Consider the following 20,989-nt stretch of genomic DNA (forward strand, 5'->3'; position numbering starts at 1 on the left):
CACGACGGCACACGAGCATAGGGAGTCCTGGACGTGGCTACGCGGGTGGGTGTCAACGGCTTCGGGCGTATCGGTCGTAACTTCTGGCGGGCCCTTGCGGCAAGCCGGCGGAGCGATCTGGAGATCGTCGCCGTCAACGACCTGACGGACAACAAGACCCTCGCGCACCTGCTGAAGTACGACACGACCCTCGGCACGCTCGCCGAGCCGGTCTCCGTCGCCGACGACGGCATCCGGGTCGGCGACACCACGATCAAGGTGCTCGCCGAGCGGGACCCGGCGGCGCTGCCGTGGGGTGACCTGGGCGTCGACATCGTGATCGAGTCGACGGGCCGCTTCACGACCGCGGAGACCGCCGGCAAGCACCGGGAGGCCGGCGCCAAGAAGGTCATCATCTCCGCCCCCGCCAAGGGCGAGGATCTGACGGTCGTCATGGGTGTGAACGACGACGTGTACGACCCGGCGAACCACCACATCCTCTCGAATGCCTCCTGCACGACGAACTGTGTCGCGCCATTGGCGAAGGTGCTCGACGAGGCGTTCGGTATCGAACGTGGTCTGATGACCACCATCCACGCATACACGAATGACCAGGTCATCCTTGACTTCCCGCATTCCGACCTGCGTCGTGCGCGTGCGGCCGCGCAGAACATCATTCCCACCACCACCGGGGCTGCGAAGGCGACCGCGCTTGTTCTTCCGCATCTGAAGGGCAAGCTCGACGGTCTCGCGATGCGTGTTCCGGTACTCGACGGTTCGGTGACCGACCTTGTCGTGAATCTGGCCCGCGAGGCGTCGAAGGACGAGATCAACGCCGCCTACAAGGCCGCGTCCGAAGGACCACTGAAGGGTTACCTCGTCTACACCGAGGACCCGATCGTTTCCTCCGACATCGTGGGCACCCCGGCCTCCTGCACCTTCGACTCGCAGCTGACGATGTCCTTCGGCAGCCAGGTCAAGGTCGTCGGCTGGTACGACAACGAGTGGGGCTACTCCAACCGTCTCGTCGACCTGACCGGGCTCGTCGCCGGCCGGCTCTGACAGCACCAGGTCATCCGACCAACCTGACCACCTGACCTTCGCCTACACCGGAGTAGCCAGCGTGAGGACGATCGACGACCTGCAGGTCACCGGTCACCGTGTACTTGTCCGTAGCGATCTCAACGTGCCTCTGGACCGCTCGGGGGCCACGCCCCGCATCACCGACGACGGTCGGGTGCGGGCCAGCGTGCCGACGATCCAGGCGCTGCTGGACCGGCAGGCGAAGGTGGTGGTCTGCTCGCACCTCGGCCGCCCCAAGGGCGAGCCCGAGGCGAAGTACTCGCTCGCCCCGGTCGCCGAGCGGCTGGCCGAGCTGCTGGGAGTCCCGGTCGCCTTCGCCGGGGACGGTAGCGGCGACATCGCCGGTGACCGGGCCCGTGAGGTGGTCGGGCAGCTGGGCGAGGGGCAGGTGGCCCTGCTGGAGAACCTCCGTTTCCATGCAGGGGAGACCAGCAAGGACGCCGCCGCCCGGGCCGCGTTCGCGGACGAGCTCTCGGCGCTCGCCGAGTTCTACGTGGGTGACGCGTTCGGCGCCGTGCACCGGGCGCACGCGAGCGTGTCCGAGGTGCCCAAGCGGCTGCCGCACGCGGCGGGCCGGCTGGTGCTGACCGAGCTGGACGTGCTGCGCAGGCTCACCGCCGCCCCGGCCCGGCCGTACACGGTGGTGCTCGGCGGCTCGAAGGTGTCGGACAAGCTCGGCGTCATCCGGGCCCTGCTGCCGAAGGTCGACTCGCTCCTGGTCGGGGGCGGGATGTGCTTCACCTTCCTGGCGGCGCTCGGGTACCCGGTCGGCGCCTCGCTCCTGGAGAGCGAGATGATCGACACCTGCAAGGGGCTGCTGGCCGAGGCCGGCGACCGGCTCGTGCTTCCCACGGACGTCGTGGTCGCGGACCGCTTCGCGGCGGACGCCGAGACCGCGGTCGTCACCGCGGACGCGATTCCGGACGGCTGGCTGGGCCTCGACATCGGGCCGGCCTCGACCGCGGCGTTCGCCGGCGTGGTCGGCGGTGCGGCCACGATCTTCTGGAACGGCCCGATGGGTGTCTTCGAGTTCGCGCCGTTCGCGGCGGGAACGAAGGGTGTGGCCGAGGCCGTCGCCGCCGGTGACGGCTTCTCCGTCGTGGGCGGCGGGGACTCGGCCGCCGCCGTCCGTGCGCTCGGCATCCCGGACAGCGACTTCAGCCACATCTCCACCGGCGGTGGCGCCAGCCTGGAGTACCTGGAGGGCAAGAGCCTTCCCGGGCTCGCCGCACTCGACGTCTGAGCCCCGCCCGGGGCACGGGACGCCATTCGAGGCATCACCTCCGAGGCATCACCATCCGAAGCATCATCACCGACGAAGGGAAGCAGGGACGTGGCGAAGGGGGCACCCGCCCGCGGATCGGCCGGTTCCGGTCGGCGGACGTTGGTCGCCGGCAACTGGAAGATGAACCTCAACCATCTCGAGGCCATCGCGCTGGTGCAGAAGGTCGCCTTCGACCTGAAGCCGGCGGAGCTGGAGAAGGTCGAGGTTGTCTTCCTGCCGCCGTTCACCGACCTGCGCAGCGTCCAGACCCTGGTCGACGGCGACAAGCTCGCTGTCGGCTACGGGGGTCAGGACCTGTCGCCGCACGGCTCCGGGGCCTACACCGGTGACATCAGCGGAACCATGCTGTCGAGGCTTGGCTGCTCGTATGTCGTCGTCGGGCACTCCGAGCGGCGCACCTACCATCACGAGGACGACGGACTGGTCGCCTCCAAGGTCCTCGCGGCCTACAAGCACGGCATCACACCGATCCTCTGCGTCGGTGAGCACGAGGACGTCCGCGCGGCGGGTAACCACGTCGATCATGTGCTGACCCAGCTGGAGGGTTCGCTCGTCGGCGTCAGCGCCGAGCAGGCCGCGACACTCGTCGTCGCCTACGAGCCGGTGTGGGCGATCGGAACCGGTCGGACCGCCTCGGCCCAGGACGCCCAGGACATGTGTTCGGCGGTTCGTGGCCAGCTCTCGAAGCTGTTCGGGGATTCCGTCGCGGGCGGAATCCGGGTTCTCTACGGGGGCTCGGTCAAGGCCGCGAACGCCGCCGAACTGTTCACCATGCCCGATGTCGACGGTGGTCTCGTCGGCGGCGCGAGCCTTGTCGCAGAGGAGTTCGTGGGGATCGTCCGCGCTTCGCCGGCGGCCTGAGGCACCTGCGCGGGCACCGGGGCGGCGTGATGTACGTTGGCACGATCGTCGGGCCTGATCGGGTACGACGTTCGGGCCCTAACGACAGCGGGAGCTGGTCCAGATGACGGTCGGTCTGTCGATCGCACTCATCGTCACGAGCGTGCTGCTCATCTTGCTGGTGCTGCTGCACCGGGCCAAGGGCGGTGGTCTTTCGACCCTCTTCGGCGGAGGGGTGTCGTCGTCGCTGGGCGGCTCCTCGGTCGTCGAGAAGAACCTCGACCGCCTCACCATCGCGGTGGCCCTGTTGTGGGCCACCTGCATCATCGGCCTCGGTCTGCTGTTGAAGAGCTGAATAGTTGAGCAGCAGATCCCGGTGGTCGGGCACACTTCGTGCGCTGGTCGCTCTCCTCGCGGTCGCAATGGTCGCGGCCGCGGGGTGCACCGGTGAGCCCGATCCGGCACCAGGCCCGATGGCGGCGAGCCCGTCCAGCGCGCCGACGACCTCCGCGCCCGTCGAGAAGCCCGGCGGCACCCTCCGCCTGCTCACCGGGCAGATGCCCAGCGGCGATCCAGGCTGGGCCGACGAGCCGGGGGAGCGGGCGTTCGCCCGGCTCGTGACCCGGCAGCTCTACAGCTACCCCTCGGACCCGGATGTCACCGGCTCGACGATCCCGCGGCCGGATCTCGCGGTCGGCGCCCCCGTGGTGTCCGAGGACCGCCTGACCTACACGGTGCGCCTGCGTTCGGCGGCCCGCTGGAACACACCGAGCCAGCGCCGGATCACCGCGACCGACGTGGCCCGGGGATTCAAGCGGCTGTGCTCTCCGCCGACGCCCTCGCCGATGCGCGGCTACTACGCCGCGACCATCCGCGGCTTCGCCGAGTTCTGCACCCAGCTCGCCGCGGCGCCGGTCGCCGACGCCCCGGCCATGATCGAGAGCGGCTCGATCTCCGGTGTGGAGGTCGTCGGCGACGACACGATCGTGTTCCACCTGCTCAAGGCGTCCAACGACTTCGTCGACCTGCTCGCCCTGCCGGCGAGCTCCCCGGTTCCCCTGGAGGCGCTGGCCTACCCGGCGGACTCCCCGGAGTACCTCGACAACCTGATCTCCGCCGGCCCGTACCGCTTCGTGTCCGCACCCGACGGCAGCTACCTGCTTTCCCGTAACCCGTCCTGGAGCGGCTCGTCCGACAGCATCCGGCGGGCGCTGCCCGACCACATCACCGTCACGGACGGCCTCACGCCGGAGACCATCGCCGCCCGCATCGAGGCCGGGGAAGGGGACATGGCCCTCGACGGGGAGGTTCCCGCGGGCGTGCTGAGTGACCTGGCCGGCGACGGGGACGACCGGCTGGCGATCTCCTCGACCGGGTCGGTGACCGCTCTGGTCGTCGGGTTGAACGGGCCGTCCGCGGCCGCGCTGCGCGAGCAGCAGGTGCGCGCGGCACTGGCGTACTGCGTCGACCGGGCCGCGGTCGTCGACGCGCTCGGCGGGCCGACGCTCGCCAGTGAGACGTCCCAGCTGCTGCAGGCGCCGATGACCGGCTACGAGCAGTACGACCCCTATGCGGCGGGGGAGGGTACCGGCGACCCCGAGCGCTGCGGCGAGGGCCTGGCGAACAACCCCGGCGGGAAGGTGACCGCGCTGTCGCTGCTGACGACGGACAGTGCCACCGACGCCGCCGTCGCCCAGGCCCTGCGGACCGCGTTCGCCCGCGCCGGCATCCGGCTGGACGTGCGGATCCGCAACGCGGAGCAGTACCAGCAGGCGGTGAGCAACCCGCAGGCGCAGTTCTGGGACCTGGCGCTGACCACCATCGACCCGGACTGGTTCGGCGACGCCGGGCGCACCGTCTACCAGCCGCTGCTGGACGAGACCTGGGTCGGCACACGCCCGGCGGACGGCGGCTACCGGCTTGAGGACCTGCCGACCCGCCTGGACGGCGCCCTCACGACCCTGGGGAAGGACCAGGCCGCGGCGGACTGGTCGGCGTTGGAACGCACGGTTGTCAGCGACGCCGCGGTCGTGCCACTCGCGGTCAGGCACTCGGCCCGCCTCCACAGCGCGACCGTCGTGACCTTCACGATCGTTCCGTCGCTGGGAACCGCCGACCCCACTGCAGTCGCACTGGCACCCTGAGTGGCGTCGAGCATCTCGCAGCGCGCCGAAGTCCTCGCAGCGAGCAGAAACACACCCGGGCGAGGGCCCCAACGGGCCCTCCTGAAGCGATAGAAGCCCCGGTGGGGGTGGTCGGTGTAACCCGTGGTGGGCCTGGCGTCCTACACTCCGAAAAGACGTCCTCGGCGAGCCTTTCGGTAGGCGCCGGCACGTCAACGGTGGCGGTGCGGGCGTGGGTGGTCCGACCGCGGGGGGCCGACCGCCGAGCTACCACCCATGGGACGAGACGAAGGAGCACGCGGGCCGTGGCAGGTGGCAACGCCATCCGGGGGAGCCGGGTCGGGGCAGGGCCAATGGGGGAGGCCGAGCGGGGCGACACTGCGCCGCGGCAACGGATCTCCTTCTGGTGCGCCAACGAGCACGAGACGAAGCCGGCCTTCGCCGCCGACGCTTCCATACCGGACACCTGGGACTGTCCGAGCTGTGGTTTTCCCGCCGGCAGGGACCGTGACAACACCCCCGCGCCGCCGAAGACCGAGCCGTACAAGACGCACCTCGCCTACGTGCGGGAGCGCCGCAACGAGAAGGACGGCGAGGCGATCCTCGCGGAGGCCCTGGCGAAGCTGCGGGGTGCGCCGGTCACCTGAACCTGAGCCTCACCGCGGAACCGTCAGCTGTGCGAGTTCGAGGCCGGCCAGGTTGAGGCCGGCCACGTTGAGGGCGATCGCACGGTGGCCGATCGCACCGAGACCGGCCGGGGCGTGACCGGCCACGAGGAGGTCGACCGCAGTGCGGCCGGCCGCATGGTGGCCGGCCGGGTTCAGGCCGGTCACGTTGTGGCCGGCCGGTACCGCCTGCTGGAAACAATCGGCGCCGGCTCCATGGGCGTCGTCTGGCGCGCCTCGGACCTGCTGCTGCGGGTCGAGGTGGCGGCCAAGGCCATCTGGGTCGGTGGACGTCCGAGCGGGCCCGGTCCGGTCGACCCGGACCGGGCCCGGGTCGCCGCCGCGGTGCGGGAGGCCCGTAACGCCGCCCGGCTGCGGGGCAACCCGCACGTCGTCTCCGTGACCGACGTCCTCGAGGACGTCGGCATCCCGTGGATCATCATGGAGCTGATCGCCGCCACGTCACTGGACGCGGCGGTACGGGCGGGCGGCCCGCTGCCGAACACCCGGGTCGCGCAGGTGGGTCTGGCAGTGCTGGACGCCCTGATGGCCGGGCAGCGCATCGGGCTGCTGCACCGGGACGTCAAACCGGCGAACATCCTGCTGGCCGACGACGGCCGTGTCCTGCTCACCGACTTCGGTATCGCGACCCACGTCGAGGACACGACCTCTCCGGGTTCCGATGGCAGCGCGGGTACTCCCGCCTACCTGGCGCCGGAGCGCATCACCCAGCGTCCGGCCTCCGTGGCCGCGGACCTGTTCTCCCTCGGTGCCACGCTGTACTTCGCCGTCGACGGGGAGCCGCCGTTCGCGCGGGAGAACATCGTGATGACCCTCGGCGCGGTACTGCACGTGGATCCACCGCCGCTGGCGCGGGCGGACACCCTGTGGCCGGTCATCGGTGGCCTGCTCATCAAGAACCCGGAGAGCCGCCTGGGAGCGGAAGCGGCCCGTGCCCTGCTCCTGCGGGCACTGCGCCTGTCCGCCCCGGCGACGACTGGCGCTGCTCGGAGCCCCCTGCCCTTTCCGGTCTCTTCAGCCGTTCCGGCTCCGCCAGCCACTCCAACCCCGCCAGCGGTTCCGGCCCCGCCGGCCGCGTCGGTCTCTCCAGCCGTTCCGGCCCCGCCAACCGCTCCGAGTCCCCCGCCCGCGGCTGATCCGGGCCGTGCGGCGACTTCCCCGGTCCCGCGGGACTCGGTGCCCGTGCCATCGGTACAGGGCCTGGATCAGGCTGGTCGGATGGATCAGGTGGATCGGGCGAGCCCGATTCGGCGAGCGGCCTGGATGGCCCGGGCGTTACGGAGCCGTCCGTGGCTTGCCGGGGGGATCGCGGGCCTGGCGGTCATCGGGCTCGTCACCGTCACACTGTGGATCATGATGGGCGGTGCCGCTCCGCGTGGTGCTGGTTCGGCCGTACCCGCCGGAATGGTCGGTTCCTGGAGCGGTTGGGTGGTCCAGGGGCCGGTCGGGTTCGGAGTCGAGATCGTGCTCACCGATGGCGCGGTCGGCGACGACGTCGGCCACAGCTCCTATCCGACCGAGGGGTGCAGCGCGGACCTGCGCCTGCTGGCGGCCGGTCCGAACACCATCACCGTCCAGGAGCGGCTCGACGAGAAGGGGCTGCTGTGCCAGGGCGCTGACCGGCTGGTCCTGACGCTACGGCCCGGTGATCGGTTGGGGTACATGTTCCCGGCGACGTCGATCAACTCGATGGGCAGCGCCGATCTCACCCGGATCAGAGCTGAGGGCCTGAGCTGACAGTCGGAGCCGATCGGCGTGGGCGCGTTCGCCGATTCACCCGTGCCGGGTGAGCGCTGGGCGCGGCTTGGCGCGGCGAAGCGGGTATGAGTCGGTCCTGCTGGTAGGTGACGGTGAGAGGAGGCAAGGTGGATTCCGACTTCCCGCTCCTCAGCGTGTTCCTCTACATGCTGTGGTTCTTCTGTTTCGTGATGTGGCTTTTTCTGCTCTTTGCTGTGGTGACGGACGTCTTCCGCAGCCAGGACCTGTCTGGTTGGGGGAAGGCAGGCTGGACCGCGGCGATCATTCTCCTGCCGCTGATCGGTGTGCTGGCCTATCTGATTGTTCGGGGCCACAGCATGCACGAGCGGCAGAACCGCGAGGCGGCCGCCGCGGCCGACCTCTGGCGTGCCCAGGTCCGCTCGGCAGCCGGGCGGCCCAGCACCGCTGACGAGCTCAGCAGGCTGGCCGACCTACGTGACCACGGCGTCATCAGCAGCAACGAGTTCGAACGGGAGAAGACGAAGATCCTGGCCTGAACCCACCGGCCGCCCCACGGGCCGGGTTTCCGTCAGCGGACCCCGGCCTGTGAGGCGTGAAGGCGGGACGCGGCCGCCCGGTCGACGAGCCACAGGGTGGCTTCACGCCCGACAGCCCCGGCAGCGGGCCATTTCACCGGATCCGCGCCGGGGCGCAGCGCGGTCGCGACCGCCTCCGCCTTCTCCTCGCCCGCGGCGACCACCCACACCTGACGCGCTGACCGCAGCGTCGGCGGGGTCAGCGTCACCCGGGTCGGTGGCGGCTTCGGGCAGTCCCGCACCGCGGCCACCGGCTCGGTCGCCACGGACGCGGGGGAGTCGGGGAAGATCGAGGCGACGTGCGTCTCCGGCCCGAGCCCGAGCAACAGCACGTCGAAGACAGGCACCGGCGAACCGGGCTCTGCTCGGGCGGCCAGCTCGGCCGCGTACGCCACGGCCGCGGTCTCGGGCTCCTCGACGCCGGCTGGCCGGATCGACGCCAGCCGGGCCGCGTTGCCGGCGCCCTCGGCGGGGGCGCTGTCCGAAGCGGACTCGATGTCGCCGGCCGCCCGCGCCGGAGTGAAGGGCGCCATCGGGAAGACCCGGCTCGGGTCCAGCGGGATGTGTTCCAGCAACGCCTCCCAGGCCTGCCGGTCGTTGCGGTCGGGGGAGTCCGCCGGCACGAACCGGTCATCGCCCCACCAGACGTCCACCCGGGACCAGTCGACCGCGTCCAGCGCCGGGCTTCCCCGCAGCGCTCGCAGCAGCGCGATGCCGATGCCGCCGCCGGTGAGGACGACCGACGCCACCRAGCGCTCCGCCTGTGCGTCGACCAGTGCGGTGACGAGCCGGGCCGCCGCCGCGCGGACGAGCACCCCGGCATCGGCGTGGACGACCACTCTGGCCGGGGCGGAGGCCGCCGTGGTCGTCACGGTCGGGCTGGTCGCTGTGGTCGGGCTGGTCGGGGTGGCTGGCACGGGTTCGACCTCCGGGCCGGGTCTCCCCGCGGTCACGACGCCGCGGGCGGGGTTGTCGGGTTCGGGGCCGGAGCCGCGGGTGTGGCCGGGGACGCGGGTGTGGGCGCGGCTGGGGATACGGCAGCCGGCGTGGCGGTGATCGCGGCCATGGCGGCAGCGGGCTGCTCCAGCGCGGGGTCGCGCCAGATGTGGTCGCGATGCCGCGGCCGGCGGTTCAGGTGGGGAACGCCGCTCCAGGCCGAGAGCGCCTCCGCGTAGACGTAGTCGTCGTCGAGGCGGCGCAGTTCCTCGGCGAGCAGGTCACCGAGGCCTCGTTCCGGCAGCGGGAGGACCCGGGTGGGGTAGCCCGTGCGGGTGATGCCGGCCGAGCGGCTGTCCGTTCGGGCCAGGACGACCTCACCGTCGCCGACGGCGACCTGCACGCTCTGGATCCCCTTGCGGCCAGGAGCGTCCGTGATCGTGACCGGGATCCGCAGCTTGGCCTGCAGCCATCCGGCGAACAGGCGTGCGCTGGGGTTGTCGGGCTCGCTCACCACAGTCGCCGGGCCGGCGGGTTCGGTGACCTGGTCGAAGGCGGCGGCCAGCAGGGTGCGCCAGCCGGAGATGCGGGTCCAGGCGAGGTCCGTGTCACCGGGGACGAAGTCCTCGGCCCGCTGCAGCAGTGCGGCGAGCGGATCGGGCGCCGCGTAGGTGCCGGTGACCCGGCGGTCGGCGAAGACCCCGAGCGGGTCGTAGGCGATCTTCTCCGGCGGCGCGTCGTACCACCAGGTGACCACCGGTGCGTCCGGCGCGAGCAGCGGCAGGACGACCGACTCGGCGTGCAGCGCCAGCCGGCCCGACATCCGCATCACGACCGCCTCGCCGGGCCCGAGCCGCCCACCGATCGACACCTCGGCATCAAGACGCGGATGCGGAGCGTCGATCTGGCGGCGCACCACGATCAGCAGCCGGCAGGGGTGCGCCGCGGACGCCGCCATCGCCGCGCTTTCGGCCTGGCTGACATGCTGCTCGTCAACGACCACGACGAGTGTCAGCGCCAGGCCGAACGCGAGCGCGCCCGCGGCCCGCCGCTCGGCGGAAAGAGCCTTGACCACCGCTGATCCGGTGGTGTCCCACAGCGTGGTCATGCCAGGGTCCCCTCGACGTGGCGGTCACAGGTCATGGCCGGCGCCACCGTCGGCCGTCACGGCTGAGCATTTCGTCGGCGGCCGCCGGCCCCCAGGTGCCCGCCCGGTAGGCGTGCGGGGTGGTGCTCTGCCAGAAGTCCTCCAGCGGGTCGATGATCCGCCAGGACTCCTCGACCTCGGCGTTGTTCGGGAACAGCGTCGCGTCGCCGAGCAGGACGTCCAGAATCAGGCGTTCGTAGGCCTCGGGCAGTGCCTCGGTGAACGCCTCGCCGAACAGGAAGTCCATGGCGACGTCACGGACCTCCATCGACGAACCGGGCACCTTGGAGCCGAAGCGCAGCGTGACACCCTCGTCGGGCTGCACCCGGATCACCAGCTGGTTGTTGCCCAGCTCGGTCGTGTCGGTCTCGTCGAAGGGCAGGTGCGGGGCCTTGGTGAAGGTGATCGCGATCTCGGTGACCCGGCGCGGCAGGCGCTTGCCCGTCCGCAGGTAGAAGGGCACCCCGGCCCAGCGCCGGGTCTGCACTCCGAGCCTGACGGCGACGAAGGTCTCGGTGGCCGACGTCGCGGGGATGTCGGCCTCCTCCAGGTAGCCGCGGACCCGCTCGCCGGCGAGCCAGCCCTGCGAGTACTGCCCGCGCACGGCGTAGGTCGCGAAGTCCTCGGGCAGCGACACGGCGCGCAGGGCCTTCAGCTTCTCGGTCCGGATCGCCTCGGCGCCGAGGCTGACCGGCTCCTCCATGGCGGTGAGCGCGAGCAGCTRCAGGAGGTGGTTCTGCAGTACGTCCCGGGCCGCGCCGGTCTCGTCGTAGAAGCCGGCACGGGTGCCGATGCCGACGTCCTCGGCCATCGTGATCTGCACCGAGTCGACGAAGTGCGAGTTCCAGATCGGCTCGAACAGCGTGTTCGCGAAACGCAGCGCGAAAAGGTTCTGGACCGTCTCCTTGCCGAGGTAGTGGTCGATGCGGAAGACGTCCTCCGGGGTGAAGACGTCGTCGACGAGCGAGTTGAGCTGGCGCGCGGTCTCCAGATCGTTGCCGAACGGCTTCTCGATCACCACGCGGCGCCAGCCGCCCGCGGCCTCGTTGGAGGCCAGGCCCGTCCGCTGCATCTGCTTGAGAACCACCGGGAACGCGGCCGGTGGAATGGACAGGTAGAAGGCCGCGTTGCCGGGCACCCCGTGGCTGGACTCCAGATCGGCGAGCAGCTTCACGAGGCCGTCGAACGCGGCGTCGTCGGAGAACGAACCCGACCGGAAACGCACCGAGCTCGCCAGCCTGTCCCAGGTGTCCTCCCGGAACGGCGTGCGGGCGCCGCGTTCCGCGGCCTCCCGGGCGAACGCGGCGAAATCCTCGTCGCTCCAGTCCCGGCGGGCGAAACCGACCAGAACGAATCCCGGGGGCAGGAGCCCTCGGTTCGCGAGGTCGTAGACGGCCGGGATGAGTTTCTTGCGGGCCAGGTCACCGGTCGCGCCGAAGACCACCAGAGCACTGTTGTCCGGCAGCCGTGGCAGCCTCCGATCCCGTGGATCCCGCAGTGGGTTGCCACTAGCGGTGGACGCCACCCGTTCCCCCTTCACAGTTCGTGGTGTTCGCGAGGTCCGCCTGACCGACCCTCCTGACCGATCCTGCCGCCCGCGCGCCGAACCCGCCTGGGCTGGCGGCCCGTTGGCGGCTTCCGGGGCGGAGCGTCGGAGTGCGGCGTCAGGACGCGGCGGACCCGAGCTGATCGCGGATCGTGTCGAGCAGCTGGTTCCAGGAGTCCTCGAACTTGCGGACGCCGTCGACCTCCAGCACGTCGACGACATCGGCCATGTCCACCCCCAGATCGGCCAGCTGGGACATGACTGAGTGCGCCTCCTCGTAGTGCGGCGTGATCGTGTCGCCGGGGACGACCCCGTGATCGGCGAACGCTTCCAGTGTCGCCTCCGGCATCGTGTTCACCGTGCCGGGTGCGATCAGCTCCGCCACGTAAAGGGTGTCCGACAACGACGGGTCCTTCGTCGACGTCGACGCCCACAGTGGCCGCTGCGGCTTCGCGCCGGCCGCGGCCAGCCGCTCCCACCGGGCGGTGCCGAACACCTTCTGATGCAGCTCGTAGGCGAGCCGGGCGTTGGCGATCGCGGCCTTGGACCGCAGTGCGTCCGCCTGGGGTGTGCCGATCTTCCCGAGCCGACGGTCCACCTCGCTGTCGACCCGGCTCACGAAGAAGGACGCCACCGAGGCCAGGTCCGAGATGTCGCGACCAGCGGCCAGGGCCTGCTCCAGGCCGGTCATGAACGCATCCATGACCGCCTCGTACCGCTCCAGCGCGAAGATCAGCGTGACGTTGACGCTGATGCCCTCGGCCAGGGCCGCGGTGATGGCCGGCAGGCCGGCCAGGGTCGCCGGGATCTTGATGAACAGGTTGGGCCGGTCGACCAGCCACCACAGGGCACGTGCCTCGGCGACGGTGCGCTCGGTCTCGTGGGCGAGCCGCGGGTCGACCTCGAGGGAGACCCGGCCGTCCACCCCGCCGCTCGCGTCGTACGCGGGGCGCAGGATGTCGCAGGCGGCCCGGATGTCGTGCGCGGTGATCGCCCGGACTGCCTCGCCCACGTCGACCCCGCGGACGGCCAGGTCGCGCAGCTGCGCGTCGTAGGTCTCGCCGCCGCCGATCGCCTTCTGGAAGATCGTCGGGTTGCTGGTCACCCCGACGACGCTGCGGGTGCGGGCGAGCTCGGCCAGGTTGCCGGTCCGGATCCGCTCCCGGCTGATGTCGTCCAGCCAGACCGCGACACCCGCGGCCGACAGGTCGGACAGTGGCTTGCTCATCGGACGTCCTCCTCTGCGCGGCCGTGTCGTCGCGCCGCAGTGGTCCGTGGTTGCGGTGGTTCGAGGCGATGGGTAGCCGGGGTGCTGGGGGAGCCGAGACTGCTGGGGATGTCGAGGTTCTGCGGGAGCTCCAGGTTCTGCGGGAGCTCCAGGTGCTGGCGGAGCCGAGGTGCCGGGTCGTCGGGTGCATGCGGGACGGGAGTCCTGCCCCACAATGATCGCATCTCGGCGGACGGCCCTCCGCCGCCGTGACACGCGCGGACACTGTGAGGCGACGGACATACGGTGCCCCTGGCCGAGCTCGTCACTGCCTTCGTGCCGCCTTCCTTACTGCTTACGGCGACCGTGCCGGATGTCCCTGTCCTCCGCCCTACCCTGTCGCGTGATCCTCACCCCAGTGTCCGTGCCCTGCCGGCAGGGAGGGAACGTGCCGAAGAACACTGGACTCGTTACCCGGGCCGGCCGGCGGCCGACGTCATGCGCATATCGTCGCGCAGCGTGGCGGGTCTGACAGCCCGGACGCACCGCCAGCCCGCAGCCCCCGACGGACGTCGCCCACAGGCGGGTTCGGAGCACTGTCGGGACGCAGCCCACGCGCACTCCCCGCCTCGCGGCGGCTAGACTCCGACACGTCGTAGAACCCACCCCACGCCCTACTCCGGGCACCGTCCCGCGCGGTTCGCTGGATGACCGCGCCGATCGCGAGGTCGTTCTGTCTCCCGAGGCCGTTGTTCGCCACCGGCAGGGCCTGCGCCGCCGCCCGGTGACGTCGAGCGGTGGCCGTTCGGCCACGGCGGGATCCGCGCTGCGCGGCTCCGTGCCGGGCGCGGTCCAGCCGACGAGCGCCGCTGTGACCGCTGCCGTCGTCCCGACGCCCGCCGTGGCGGGTCTGCCCGCCGCCGGCGCCATGGGCGCTGTCGGCGCGGTGTCACCCGCCCCGGCGGGGCCCTCCGATCTTGATCTCGCCGGCCCCCGAAGCCGCTGGGCCCGGGCCGCCGGCCGGACCCGCTCGTACATCGCGCTGATGAAGCTGCGGGTCGTCGAGCTTCTCCTGGTCTCCACCGTTCCGGTCATGCTCCTCGCCGAGCGCGGCATGCCGTCATGGTGGCTGATCGTGGTGACGCTCGTCGCCGGCACCCTGTCGGCGGGCAGTGCCAACACCATCAACTGCTACGTCGACCGTGACATCGACCAGCTCATGGGCCGCACCAAGCGCCGTCCGCTGGTCCGCGAGACGGTCGAGCCGGCGCAGGCGCTCAGGTTCGGCATCGTGCTGGGCATCGTCTCCACCCTGATGTTCGGCCTGCTGGTCAACTGGATCTCCGCCGCGCTGTCCGTGGGCGCGATCGCGTTCTACGTCTTCGTCTACACGCTGGGCCTCAAGCGGCGCTCGCCGTCGAACATCGTGATCGGCGGCGCGGCCGGGTGCTTCCCGGTACTGATCGGGTGGTCCGCGGTGACCGGAACCGTCGGCTGGGCCGCGGTGCTGCTCTTCGCCGTCATCTTCTTCTGGACACCGCCGCACTTCTGGGCGCTGGCCATCCGCTACAAGGACGACTACGCCGCGGCCGGGGTGCCGATGCTCCCGGTGGTGGCCACGACGGAGGTCGTCACCCGCCGCATCCTGCTCTACTCGTACGTGATGGTCGCGGTCTCGCTCGCCGTCGGCCCGGTCGCCGACATCGGGCTGGTGTACACGGTGCCGGCCGCGCTGCTCGGGGCCTGGTTCGTCGCGGAGGCACACCGGATGGTGGCCCGCGCCCACCGCGGTGAGGACATCCGGCCGATGCGCCTGTTCCACATGTCGATCTCGTACCTCACGCTGCTCTTCGCCGCCCTGGCCGCGGCAGCGCTGGTCTGAGAGCCCTGGGCCGGCAGGCCGTGGCCTGCCGGGCCACGGCCTGCCGGTCGCGTGACGGCCGGTCGCGGTCTGCTGGGCGCACGGCCTGGCGTGGGCGCACGGCCTGGCGGCCGTGCGACGGCGGCAGCCATGGTGAGGCTCGCGCTCCACCGACCCGGTTGGACCTCTGAGCGCCCGGTAGCCGGCTAGCCAGGTTTGGTGAGTCGCAAGAGTGAGCGATTTCGGTCGTTCCAACGACCGAAATCCTTCTTTCTTGCGGGTCGCCCGGCCGCTTATGCCCCTTTTGTTCCTCTTGGGGTAGGTTGTCGGTGCTACATGGCGGTGCGGGATCCTCGATGGGTGGCCGTACGGGTGCGGTTCGCATTCCGTCAGCACGGCTCCGCCAAGCCCATGCTGGTGGTCCGGATCCGCCGCGTCTCAGGATTCTGCTGCGAGCTCCAGAACGACCACGCTCCTCAACTCCTGCCAGCCAGCGGCGACTCCTGCCAGCCAGCGGTGACAGCCCGACGCGGGACGTTCTTCGCGCTGCGGCGCTGGACCCGCCTCCGCCGAAGGGCTGGATCTGACCGGCTCCCAACCGGCCCTCCCGATCGGCTGTCAACCGGCCGTCCCTCCAGCCAGCTTCTGGCCAGCCTGCCGGCCGAAGCCGTCCCGATCGGCCGCGCCGTCGTCTGAGAAGCCGGCGGCTGCACCGGATCGGAATGCCCAGCCGCGCGGAGGCCGAATCAGTCGACGGAACTCCGACGGTGGCCACTCCGATCCGGCCAAGAATGACACGTGGGCGCATCCGTGCAGGTCACAGTGTCGGCTACGGGTATCGAAAACGGCTGGTGGCGACGCTGGACGCACGGCCCGCCGGGGCGCATCCGCAGCTGGTGGCCGTGTTGCAGGTCACACCGCGCGCCGTTTCGTGCGGCTTGCGGGGAACACTGTGCGCATTCCCCGAATTCACGGCGGCCTTTCCGGTCGTCGCTGGATTCGCCGGTGGCCAGGCCGCCGTGCCAGGGTGACCGGCGGACGGAAGGATTTCCAATGGGCGGTACCGCGGCCGTGAACGTGAAAGCGACCTCGCCTTCGGCAATCGAGGACGTGATCGACACGGATCGCTATCCGCTGTGCTCGTGGCCCGACGGGGCCGCGGGTGAGCTTGTCGGGGACGTCCGCCGGCAGCTCGCGGATACCGGGTGCTGCGTGCTTCCGGATTTCGTCCGACCCAGCCTGCACGCCCGGCTGCGTGACGAGTGCACGACGCTCGCGCCGTCGGCGCACTACGACGCCGAGACCGTCAACGTGTACAACATCGACGCCGACGCGGAGCTGCCGCCGGGGCATCCCGGCCGGGTCGGAATGCTGCGCGGCAACGCCTTCGTGGCTCGCGACCGGATCCCCGCCGACCACGTCATCCACCGGCTCTACGTCAGCACCGCGTTCCGGTCGTTCGTCGCRGCCTGCTTCGGGCTACCGGCCGTGCACGAGCTCGCCGACCCGCTTTCGGGCCTGTGCCTGAACGTCGTCGTGCCTGGTCAGGAGCACCCCTGGCATTTCGACACGAACGAGTTCACCGTCAGCCTGCTCACCCAGGGTGCGGACGCCGGTGGGGTGTTCGAGTACTGCCCGGGAATCCGATCCGCCGAGGCGGAGAACTTCGACGACGTGTCCGCCGTTCTCGCCGGGGGAACCGAGGGGGAGCGTTTCGTCCACCGGCTGGACCTGCGGCCCGGTGATCTCCAGCTCTTCCTCGGGCGCTACTCGCTGCACCGGGTGAGCCGGGTCGCCGGCGCCACCCAGCGGCACAGCGCGATCTTCGCCTACAGCGAGCGACCCGGGGTGGTGGGCAGCGTGTCGCGCACGCGGCAGCTGTTCGGCCGGGTCCTGCCGGAGCACCTGGCGGCGGCACGCCGCGCCGTGCGGGTCGACGGACTGCTCGACTGAGTTCTCCGCGCGGTCGGACCGCGCATTCACCTCGCATCTCGGCCAGGTACCCGGCTGATCATCCAGCTTTCGTCGAGCGGATGGATCCGCTGAGTGGAAGGAGAGGAGCGCCAGCCATGGAATTCGACGCGACCGGAAAGGTCTCGCTCGAACACGTCTACACGCAGCCGGATCCGCGGGCCTATTTCCGTACGCTGCGGGTGCTGGATTATCACATTCCGCAGCTTGCCAAGCCGTACTTCTCGAAGGTCGTCGACGAGTGCCGGGAGACCCGCCCCGGCCGGCCCCTGCGGGTGCTCGACATCGGCTGCTCCTACGGGATCAACGGGGCGCTGCTGAAGCTCGACGTCTCCATGGACGAGCTGTACGACCGGTACGACGGAGCCGACGTCGGGCGGTCCCGGGCGGAGCTGGTCGCCCGCGACCGGGCGCTGGCCCGCGACCGCGGCGGGCTGCCCGACGTCGAGGTGATCGGCCTCGACACGTCCCAGCCGGCGCTCGCCTACGCGTACGAGGCGGGCTTTCTCGACGGCGCCGTGCACGCCGACCTGGAGACCCGGGAGCTGACCGAGCCCGAGCGTGCCCTGCTCGCCGACGTCGATCTGGTCGTCTCCACCGGCTGCCTCGGCTATGTCACCGATCGCACGCTCGCCCGGATCGTCGCGGCTGTCCGTGACGGCGGCCGGCGCCCGTTGCCGTGGATGGCGCATTTCGCGCTGCGGATGTTCCCGTTCGACCCGATCGCCGAGCTCCTCGCCGGGTACGGGTACCAGACGGAGGCGGTGGGCCGGCTGTTCGAGCAGCGCCGGTTCGTCTCCCCGCGCGAGCAGGCGCAGGTGCTGGAGACGCTCGCCGGGGTCGGGGTGGACCCGGCTGGCCTGGAGGCCGACGGCTGGCTGTACGCCCGCCTGTTCGTCTCACGTCCACCCGAACCGGACCCGGGCGTGGCCGCGCTATGAGAGCGTTTCGTGGATTACTCCCGGTATCTGATTGTTTCGCAATGGCCTGACCGGCACGGCGCGACCGGAGCCATCGCGCGACCGAGACACCACGCGACCAGAGACACCACGCGACCAGAGACACCATGCAACCGAGACGAGGATGACGCTGCGCATGACCGTCCAGACGAGCCAGGGACCGGCCGCGAACAGCGCCGCCACAGCGGCCGCCGCCGCTGCCGCTGGCACCTTCGACCACGAGGACGACCTGCCGCGCGTTCCGCTGCCCACCCTGGAGGACAGCTGCGCGCGGTTTCTCCAGTGGTGCGCCCCGCTGCTGTCCCCTGAGCAGCTCGCCGCGACCGAGGCCGAGCTGGCACGCTTCCGCGCGCCGGACGGCCCGGGCCCCCGGCTGCACGCCGAGCTCGCCCGCTACGACGTGAGCGACGGCGTGCACAGCTGGCTGGACGAGTTCTGGCCGGCCCGCTACCTCGGCCGCCGCGACCGGATCGCACTCAACGCCAACTTCATCTTCCTGTTCCGCGCTGCCACCGAGGCCGCCGGCGAAGGCGCCGGCTCGACCCCCGCCACCGCCGCGGGGCCGCAGCTGGAACGTGCCGCCGGCCTGATCGCGGCCGCGCTGGACTACAAGGTGCGCCTGGACGCGGAGCGGATCCCGCCGTTGCTGCGCCGCGGCCAGCCGCAGTCGATGGTGCAGAACCGGTACCTCTTCTCCACCACCCGCATCCCCGGCCTGGTGCAGGACACCGTCCGAGTGCCCTACAGCGCCGAGTGGCCGGGGCCGTCCGACGCCCGCCACATCCTGGTGTTCCACGGCGGCCGCATGTTCCGGCTGGACGTCCTCGGCCCGGACGGGTCGCCGCACACGCTCGACGAGCTGACCGCCGGCCTCGCCGCGGTGCGGGCGGCCGGCCCGGCGCCGGCGCCGGACGAGACCGCCGTCGGCCATCTGACGACCAAGGCCCGGGCCGCCTGGGCGGAAAGCCGCGCCGCGCTGCTCGCGCTCGACCCGGCGAACAAGGCCGCGCTCGACGAGGTCGAGACGGCGCTGTTCTGCGTGTGCCTCGAGGCCGTGACCCCGTCCGATGAGCTCGCCGCCTGCGATCAGCTGCTGCACGGCAGCGCCGCCGGCCGCTGGTACGACAAGGCCGTGTCGCTGATCGTTTTCCCCGACGGCCAGGCCGGCATCAACGTCGAGCACTGCGGGCTCGACGGCACCACGATCCTGAGCTTCGTCGACGAGCTGCTCGCCGCGCCCGCCGCCGAGCTGTCGGCCCGCTCCGGGGCCCGCCCGCACGGGCAGCCGGCGGTGCGTCCGGTCGAGTTCGTGCTCGACGACGCGCTGCGCGCGGACATCCGGGCGGCGGCGGAGTCGTTCGCCGCGTTCGGCGCCGGCACCGACTCGGTGACGCTGTCGTTCCCGGACCACGGCGCGAGTCGGGCCAAGGCGTTGCGGATCTCCCCGGACGCGTTCGTGCAGATGGCCTACCAGCTCGCCCACCACCGGGCGAAGGGGTTCGCCGGAGCGACCTACGAGTCGATCGCGACCAGGCAGTGGCGGTACGGGCGCACCGAGGCGATGCGCGTTGTCACGCCGGAGGTCCTGACCTTCGTGGCGACGATGAACGACCCGGCGGCCGACGCGGACGCCCGCCGCGCCGCGCTGCGCGACGCGGCGGCCGCGCATGTGCGCCGCGCCGGCGAGTGCCAGCGCGGCGAGGCGCCCGAACAGCATCTGTGGGAGCTGGCGTTCATCCAGCGCCGGGCCGGTGCCGAGCTGGGCGTGCCCGAGCCGTCGCCGCTGTACGAGACGCCCGGCTGGCTGGTGACGCGGGACGACTACCTGAGCACCAGCTCCGCGCCGTCGGAGAGCATCCGGTACTTCGGTTTCGGCTCGACCAGCGGCCACTGCATCGGCGTCGCCTATGTGCTGCTGCCCGACACGCTGAACATCTACCTCAGCACGCCGCGGCCGGCCGCCGCCGGGATGCACGCGTTCGCCGACCGGCTCCGCGAGGCCCTGCGCGAGCTCGACGAGCTGCTCGCCGGTGACCCCGCGGCAACCGGTTGATCCGGGGCGACGTGACCCGTGCCGGCAGCGACGTTCCCAGTCGCTGCCGGCCCAGTTGCTGCCGGCCCAGCCGCTGTCGGCGTTAGTCGCTGTCGGCGCGGGGGTGCTCGGCGAGCAGGGCGGTGAGGGCATCGAACAGCGGCGGGGGAGCGGCGACGACCAGGTCCTCGCCTGGCGCGCGCCCGTCGAGCCCACCGACCCGCAGGCCCGCCTCGGACGCGACCAGCGCACCCGCGGCGTGGTCCCAGGGATGCAGGCCACGTTCGTAGTAGGCGTCGACGGTGCCGGCCGCGGCGGCGCAGAGGTCCAGCGCGGCCGCGCCCATCCGGCGGATGTCGCGCACCCTGGGCACCACCCGGGTAAGCACCGCGACCTGCGCGGTGCGGCGCTGTTCGGTGTAGCCGAAACCGGTCGCGACCAGCGCGCCGCGCAGCTCCGTCACCGTGGAGCCGGTGAGCTTCTCGGGATCGGCCTCCCCGGGCGTGCCCGCGCCTGCACCCGCGCCCGGACCCGCGCTGATCCGAGCGGTGGCGGCGGCGGTGGTCCAGCGCAGGGCTCCGCCACCGCGGACGGCGGTGTAGGTGAGCCCGAGCGCCGGGGCGTGCACGACGCCCGCCACCACCTCGCCCGCGACCTCGGCGGCGATCGACACCGCCCAGTTGGGCAGCCGGTAGAGGAAGTTCACCGTCCCGTCGAGGGGGTCCACGATCCAGCGGACGCCGCTCGTGCCGGGCGTGTCCGAGCCTTCCTCGCCGAGCAGCCCGTCCTGCGGGCGCGCCTCGCGCAGCCGGCGGGCGACGAGGGCCTCGGACGCCCGGTCCAACGCGGTCACGATGTCGGTCGGGGAGGACTTCGTCGCCTCGGCCTCGACAGTTCCTTCTCGGCCGGCCAGCAGCAGCGCGCCGGCCTCACGGGCGACGTCCAGGCCTAGACCGAGCAGCTCGGCCGCGGCCGGCGGTGTGGTGATGTCGGGGGATGAGTCCACGGGCCCCATCCTGTCAAGGCGTCGGCCCGGCGCG

General features: G+C 71.5%; 17 protein-coding genes. 12 read left to right on the forward strand and 5 right to left on the reverse strand.

Annotated elements, in window-relative coordinates; translation table 11 throughout:
* The first annotated feature begins 33 nt into the window (after positions 1-33).
* The 8 genes from gap (at position 34) to CcI49_RS01940 (ending at position 8,251) form a co-directional block, all read left to right on the forward strand.
* A complete protein-coding gene (gap, locus tag CcI49_RS01905; protein ID WP_006538988.1) occupies positions 34-1,041 on the forward strand; it encodes a type I glyceraldehyde-3-phosphate dehydrogenase in 1,008 nt (335 codons plus the stop codon).
* 61 nt (positions 1,042-1,102) lie between these two features.
* Positions 1,103-2,305, forward strand: a complete 1,203-nt coding sequence (locus CcI49_RS01910; RefSeq protein ID WP_054565734.1) for a phosphoglycerate kinase — start codon at positions 1,103-1,105, stop codon at positions 2,303-2,305.
* Between the two features lie 90 nt (positions 2,306-2,395).
* Complete coding sequence (gene tpiA, locus CcI49_RS01915) at positions 2,396-3,208, forward strand: triose-phosphate isomerase (protein ID WP_076823853.1); 813 nt, start codon at positions 2,396-2,398, stop codon at positions 3,206-3,208.
* 103 nt (positions 3,209-3,311) lie between these two features.
* Positions 3,312-3,542, forward strand: coding sequence for a preprotein translocase subunit SecG (gene secG, locus CcI49_RS01920; RefSeq protein WP_006538991.1), 231 nt, complete (start codon positions 3,312-3,314; stop codon positions 3,540-3,542).
* 67 nt (positions 3,543-3,609) lie between these two features.
* On the forward strand, positions 3,610-5,331 hold the full coding sequence (locus CcI49_RS01925; protein ID WP_235497876.1) for an ABC transporter substrate-binding protein: 1,722 nt from the start codon (positions 3,610-3,612) through the stop codon (positions 5,329-5,331).
* A gap of 284 nt (positions 5,332-5,615) precedes the next feature.
* Complete coding sequence (locus CcI49_RS01930; protein ID WP_006538993.1) at positions 5,616-5,957, forward strand: RNA polymerase-binding protein RbpA; 342 nt, start codon at positions 5,616-5,618, stop codon at positions 5,955-5,957.
* Between the two features lie 84 nt (positions 5,958-6,041).
* A complete protein-coding gene (locus CcI49_RS01935) occupies positions 6,042-7,733 on the forward strand; it encodes a serine/threonine-protein kinase (RefSeq protein ID WP_241839859.1) in 1,692 nt (563 codons plus the stop codon).
* Between the two features lie 128 nt (positions 7,734-7,861).
* Entirely contained in the window at positions 7,862-8,251 is a 390-nt protein-coding gene (locus CcI49_RS01940; RefSeq protein ID WP_054565738.1) for an SHOCT domain-containing protein, read from the forward strand.
* A gap of 32 nt (positions 8,252-8,283) precedes the next feature.
* Here the strand turns inward: CcI49_RS01940 and pgl are convergent, their stop codons facing one another.
* The 4 genes from pgl to tal all read right to left on the reverse strand — a co-directional run bounded on the left by pgl (position 8,284) and on the right by tal (position 13,147).
* Positions 8,284-9,162, reverse strand: coding sequence for a 6-phosphogluconolactonase (pgl, locus tag CcI49_RS01945; protein WP_076824219.1), 879 nt, complete (start codon positions 9,160-9,162; stop codon positions 8,284-8,286).
* A 77-nt stretch (positions 9,163-9,239) separates the two neighbouring features.
* Positions 9,240-10,334, reverse strand: coding sequence for a glucose-6-phosphate dehydrogenase assembly protein OpcA (locus tag CcI49_RS01950; protein ID WP_054565739.1), 1,095 nt, complete (start codon positions 10,332-10,334; stop codon positions 9,240-9,242).
* Between the two features lie 31 nt (positions 10,335-10,365).
* Positions 10,366-11,898 carry a glucose-6-phosphate dehydrogenase gene (gene zwf, locus CcI49_RS01955; RefSeq protein ID WP_076823855.1) on the reverse strand — a complete coding sequence of 511 codons (1,533 nt, stop codon included), beginning with the start codon at positions 11,896-11,898 and terminating at the stop codon, positions 10,366-10,368.
* A gap of 139 nt (positions 11,899-12,037) precedes the next feature.
* The gene (gene tal / locus CcI49_RS01960) at positions 12,038-13,147 is read right to left on the reverse strand and encodes a transaldolase (RefSeq protein WP_054565740.1); all 1,110 of its coding nucleotides are present in this window, start codon (positions 13,145-13,147) and stop codon (positions 12,038-12,040) included.
* A gap of 850 nt (positions 13,148-13,997) precedes the next feature.
* Between tal and CcI49_RS01965 the strand changes: the two genes are divergently transcribed.
* The 4 genes from CcI49_RS01965 to CcI49_RS01985 all read left to right on the forward strand — a co-directional run bounded on the left by CcI49_RS01965 (position 13,998) and on the right by CcI49_RS01985 (position 19,970).
* On the forward strand, positions 13,998-15,008 hold the full coding sequence (locus tag CcI49_RS01965; protein WP_054566523.1) for a heme o synthase: 1,011 nt from the start codon (positions 13,998-14,000) through the stop codon (positions 15,006-15,008).
* A 1,032-nt stretch (positions 15,009-16,040) separates the two neighbouring features.
* Positions 16,041-16,940, forward strand: a complete 900-nt coding sequence (locus tag CcI49_RS01975; RefSeq protein WP_054565742.1) for an ArpA protein — start codon at positions 16,041-16,043, stop codon at positions 16,938-16,940.
* 116 nt (positions 16,941-17,056) lie between these two features.
* The gene (locus tag CcI49_RS01980) at positions 17,057-17,899 is read left to right on the forward strand and encodes a class I SAM-dependent methyltransferase (protein WP_076823859.1); all 843 of its coding nucleotides are present in this window, start codon (positions 17,057-17,059) and stop codon (positions 17,897-17,899) included.
* 154 nt (positions 17,900-18,053) lie between these two features.
* Positions 18,054-19,970: a choline/carnitine O-acyltransferase gene (locus CcI49_RS01985; RefSeq protein WP_076824220.1), complete on the forward strand. Its 1,917-nt coding sequence runs from the start codon at positions 18,054-18,056 to the stop codon at positions 19,968-19,970.
* Between the two features lie 82 nt (positions 19,971-20,052).
* Here CcI49_RS01985 and CcI49_RS01990 read toward each other — a convergent pair whose 3' ends face one another.
* Positions 20,053-20,964 carry an inositol monophosphatase family protein gene (locus tag CcI49_RS01990; RefSeq protein WP_054565745.1) on the reverse strand — a complete coding sequence of 304 codons (912 nt, stop codon included), beginning with the start codon at positions 20,962-20,964 and terminating at the stop codon, positions 20,053-20,055.
* Between the last annotated feature and the right edge of the window lie 25 nt (positions 20,965-20,989).

This window comes from Frankia sp. CcI49 (assembly GCF_001983215.1).
Taxonomy (GTDB): Bacteria; Actinomycetota; Actinomycetes; order Frankiales; family Frankiaceae; genus Parafrankia; species Parafrankia irregularis.

Coding starts and splice junctions, on each gene's coding strand:
- secG (WP_006538991.1), top strand. CDS start 3,312: ATGACGGTCGGTCTGTCGATCGCACTCATCGTCACGAGCGTGCTGCTC.
- CcI49_RS01925 (WP_235497876.1), top strand. CDS start 3,610: ATGGTCGCGGCCGCGGGGTGCACCGGTGAGCCCGATCCGGCACCAGGC.
- CcI49_RS01950 (WP_054565739.1), bottom strand. CDS start 10,334: ATGACCACGCTGTGGGACACCACCGGATCAGCGGTGGTCAAGGCTCTT.
- tal (WP_054565740.1), bottom strand. CDS start 13,147: ATGAGCAAGCCACTGTCCGACCTGTCGGCCGCGGGTGTCGCGGTCTGG.
- CcI49_RS01980 (WP_076823859.1), top strand. CDS start 17,057: ATGGAATTCGACGCGACCGGAAAGGTCTCGCTCGAACACGTCTACACG.
- CcI49_RS01985 (WP_076824220.1), top strand. CDS start 18,054: ATGACCGTCCAGACGAGCCAGGGACCGGCCGCGAACAGCGCCGCCACA.
- CcI49_RS01990 (WP_054565745.1), bottom strand. CDS start 20,964: ATGGGGCCCGTGGACTCATCCCCCGACATCACCACACCGCCGGCCGCG.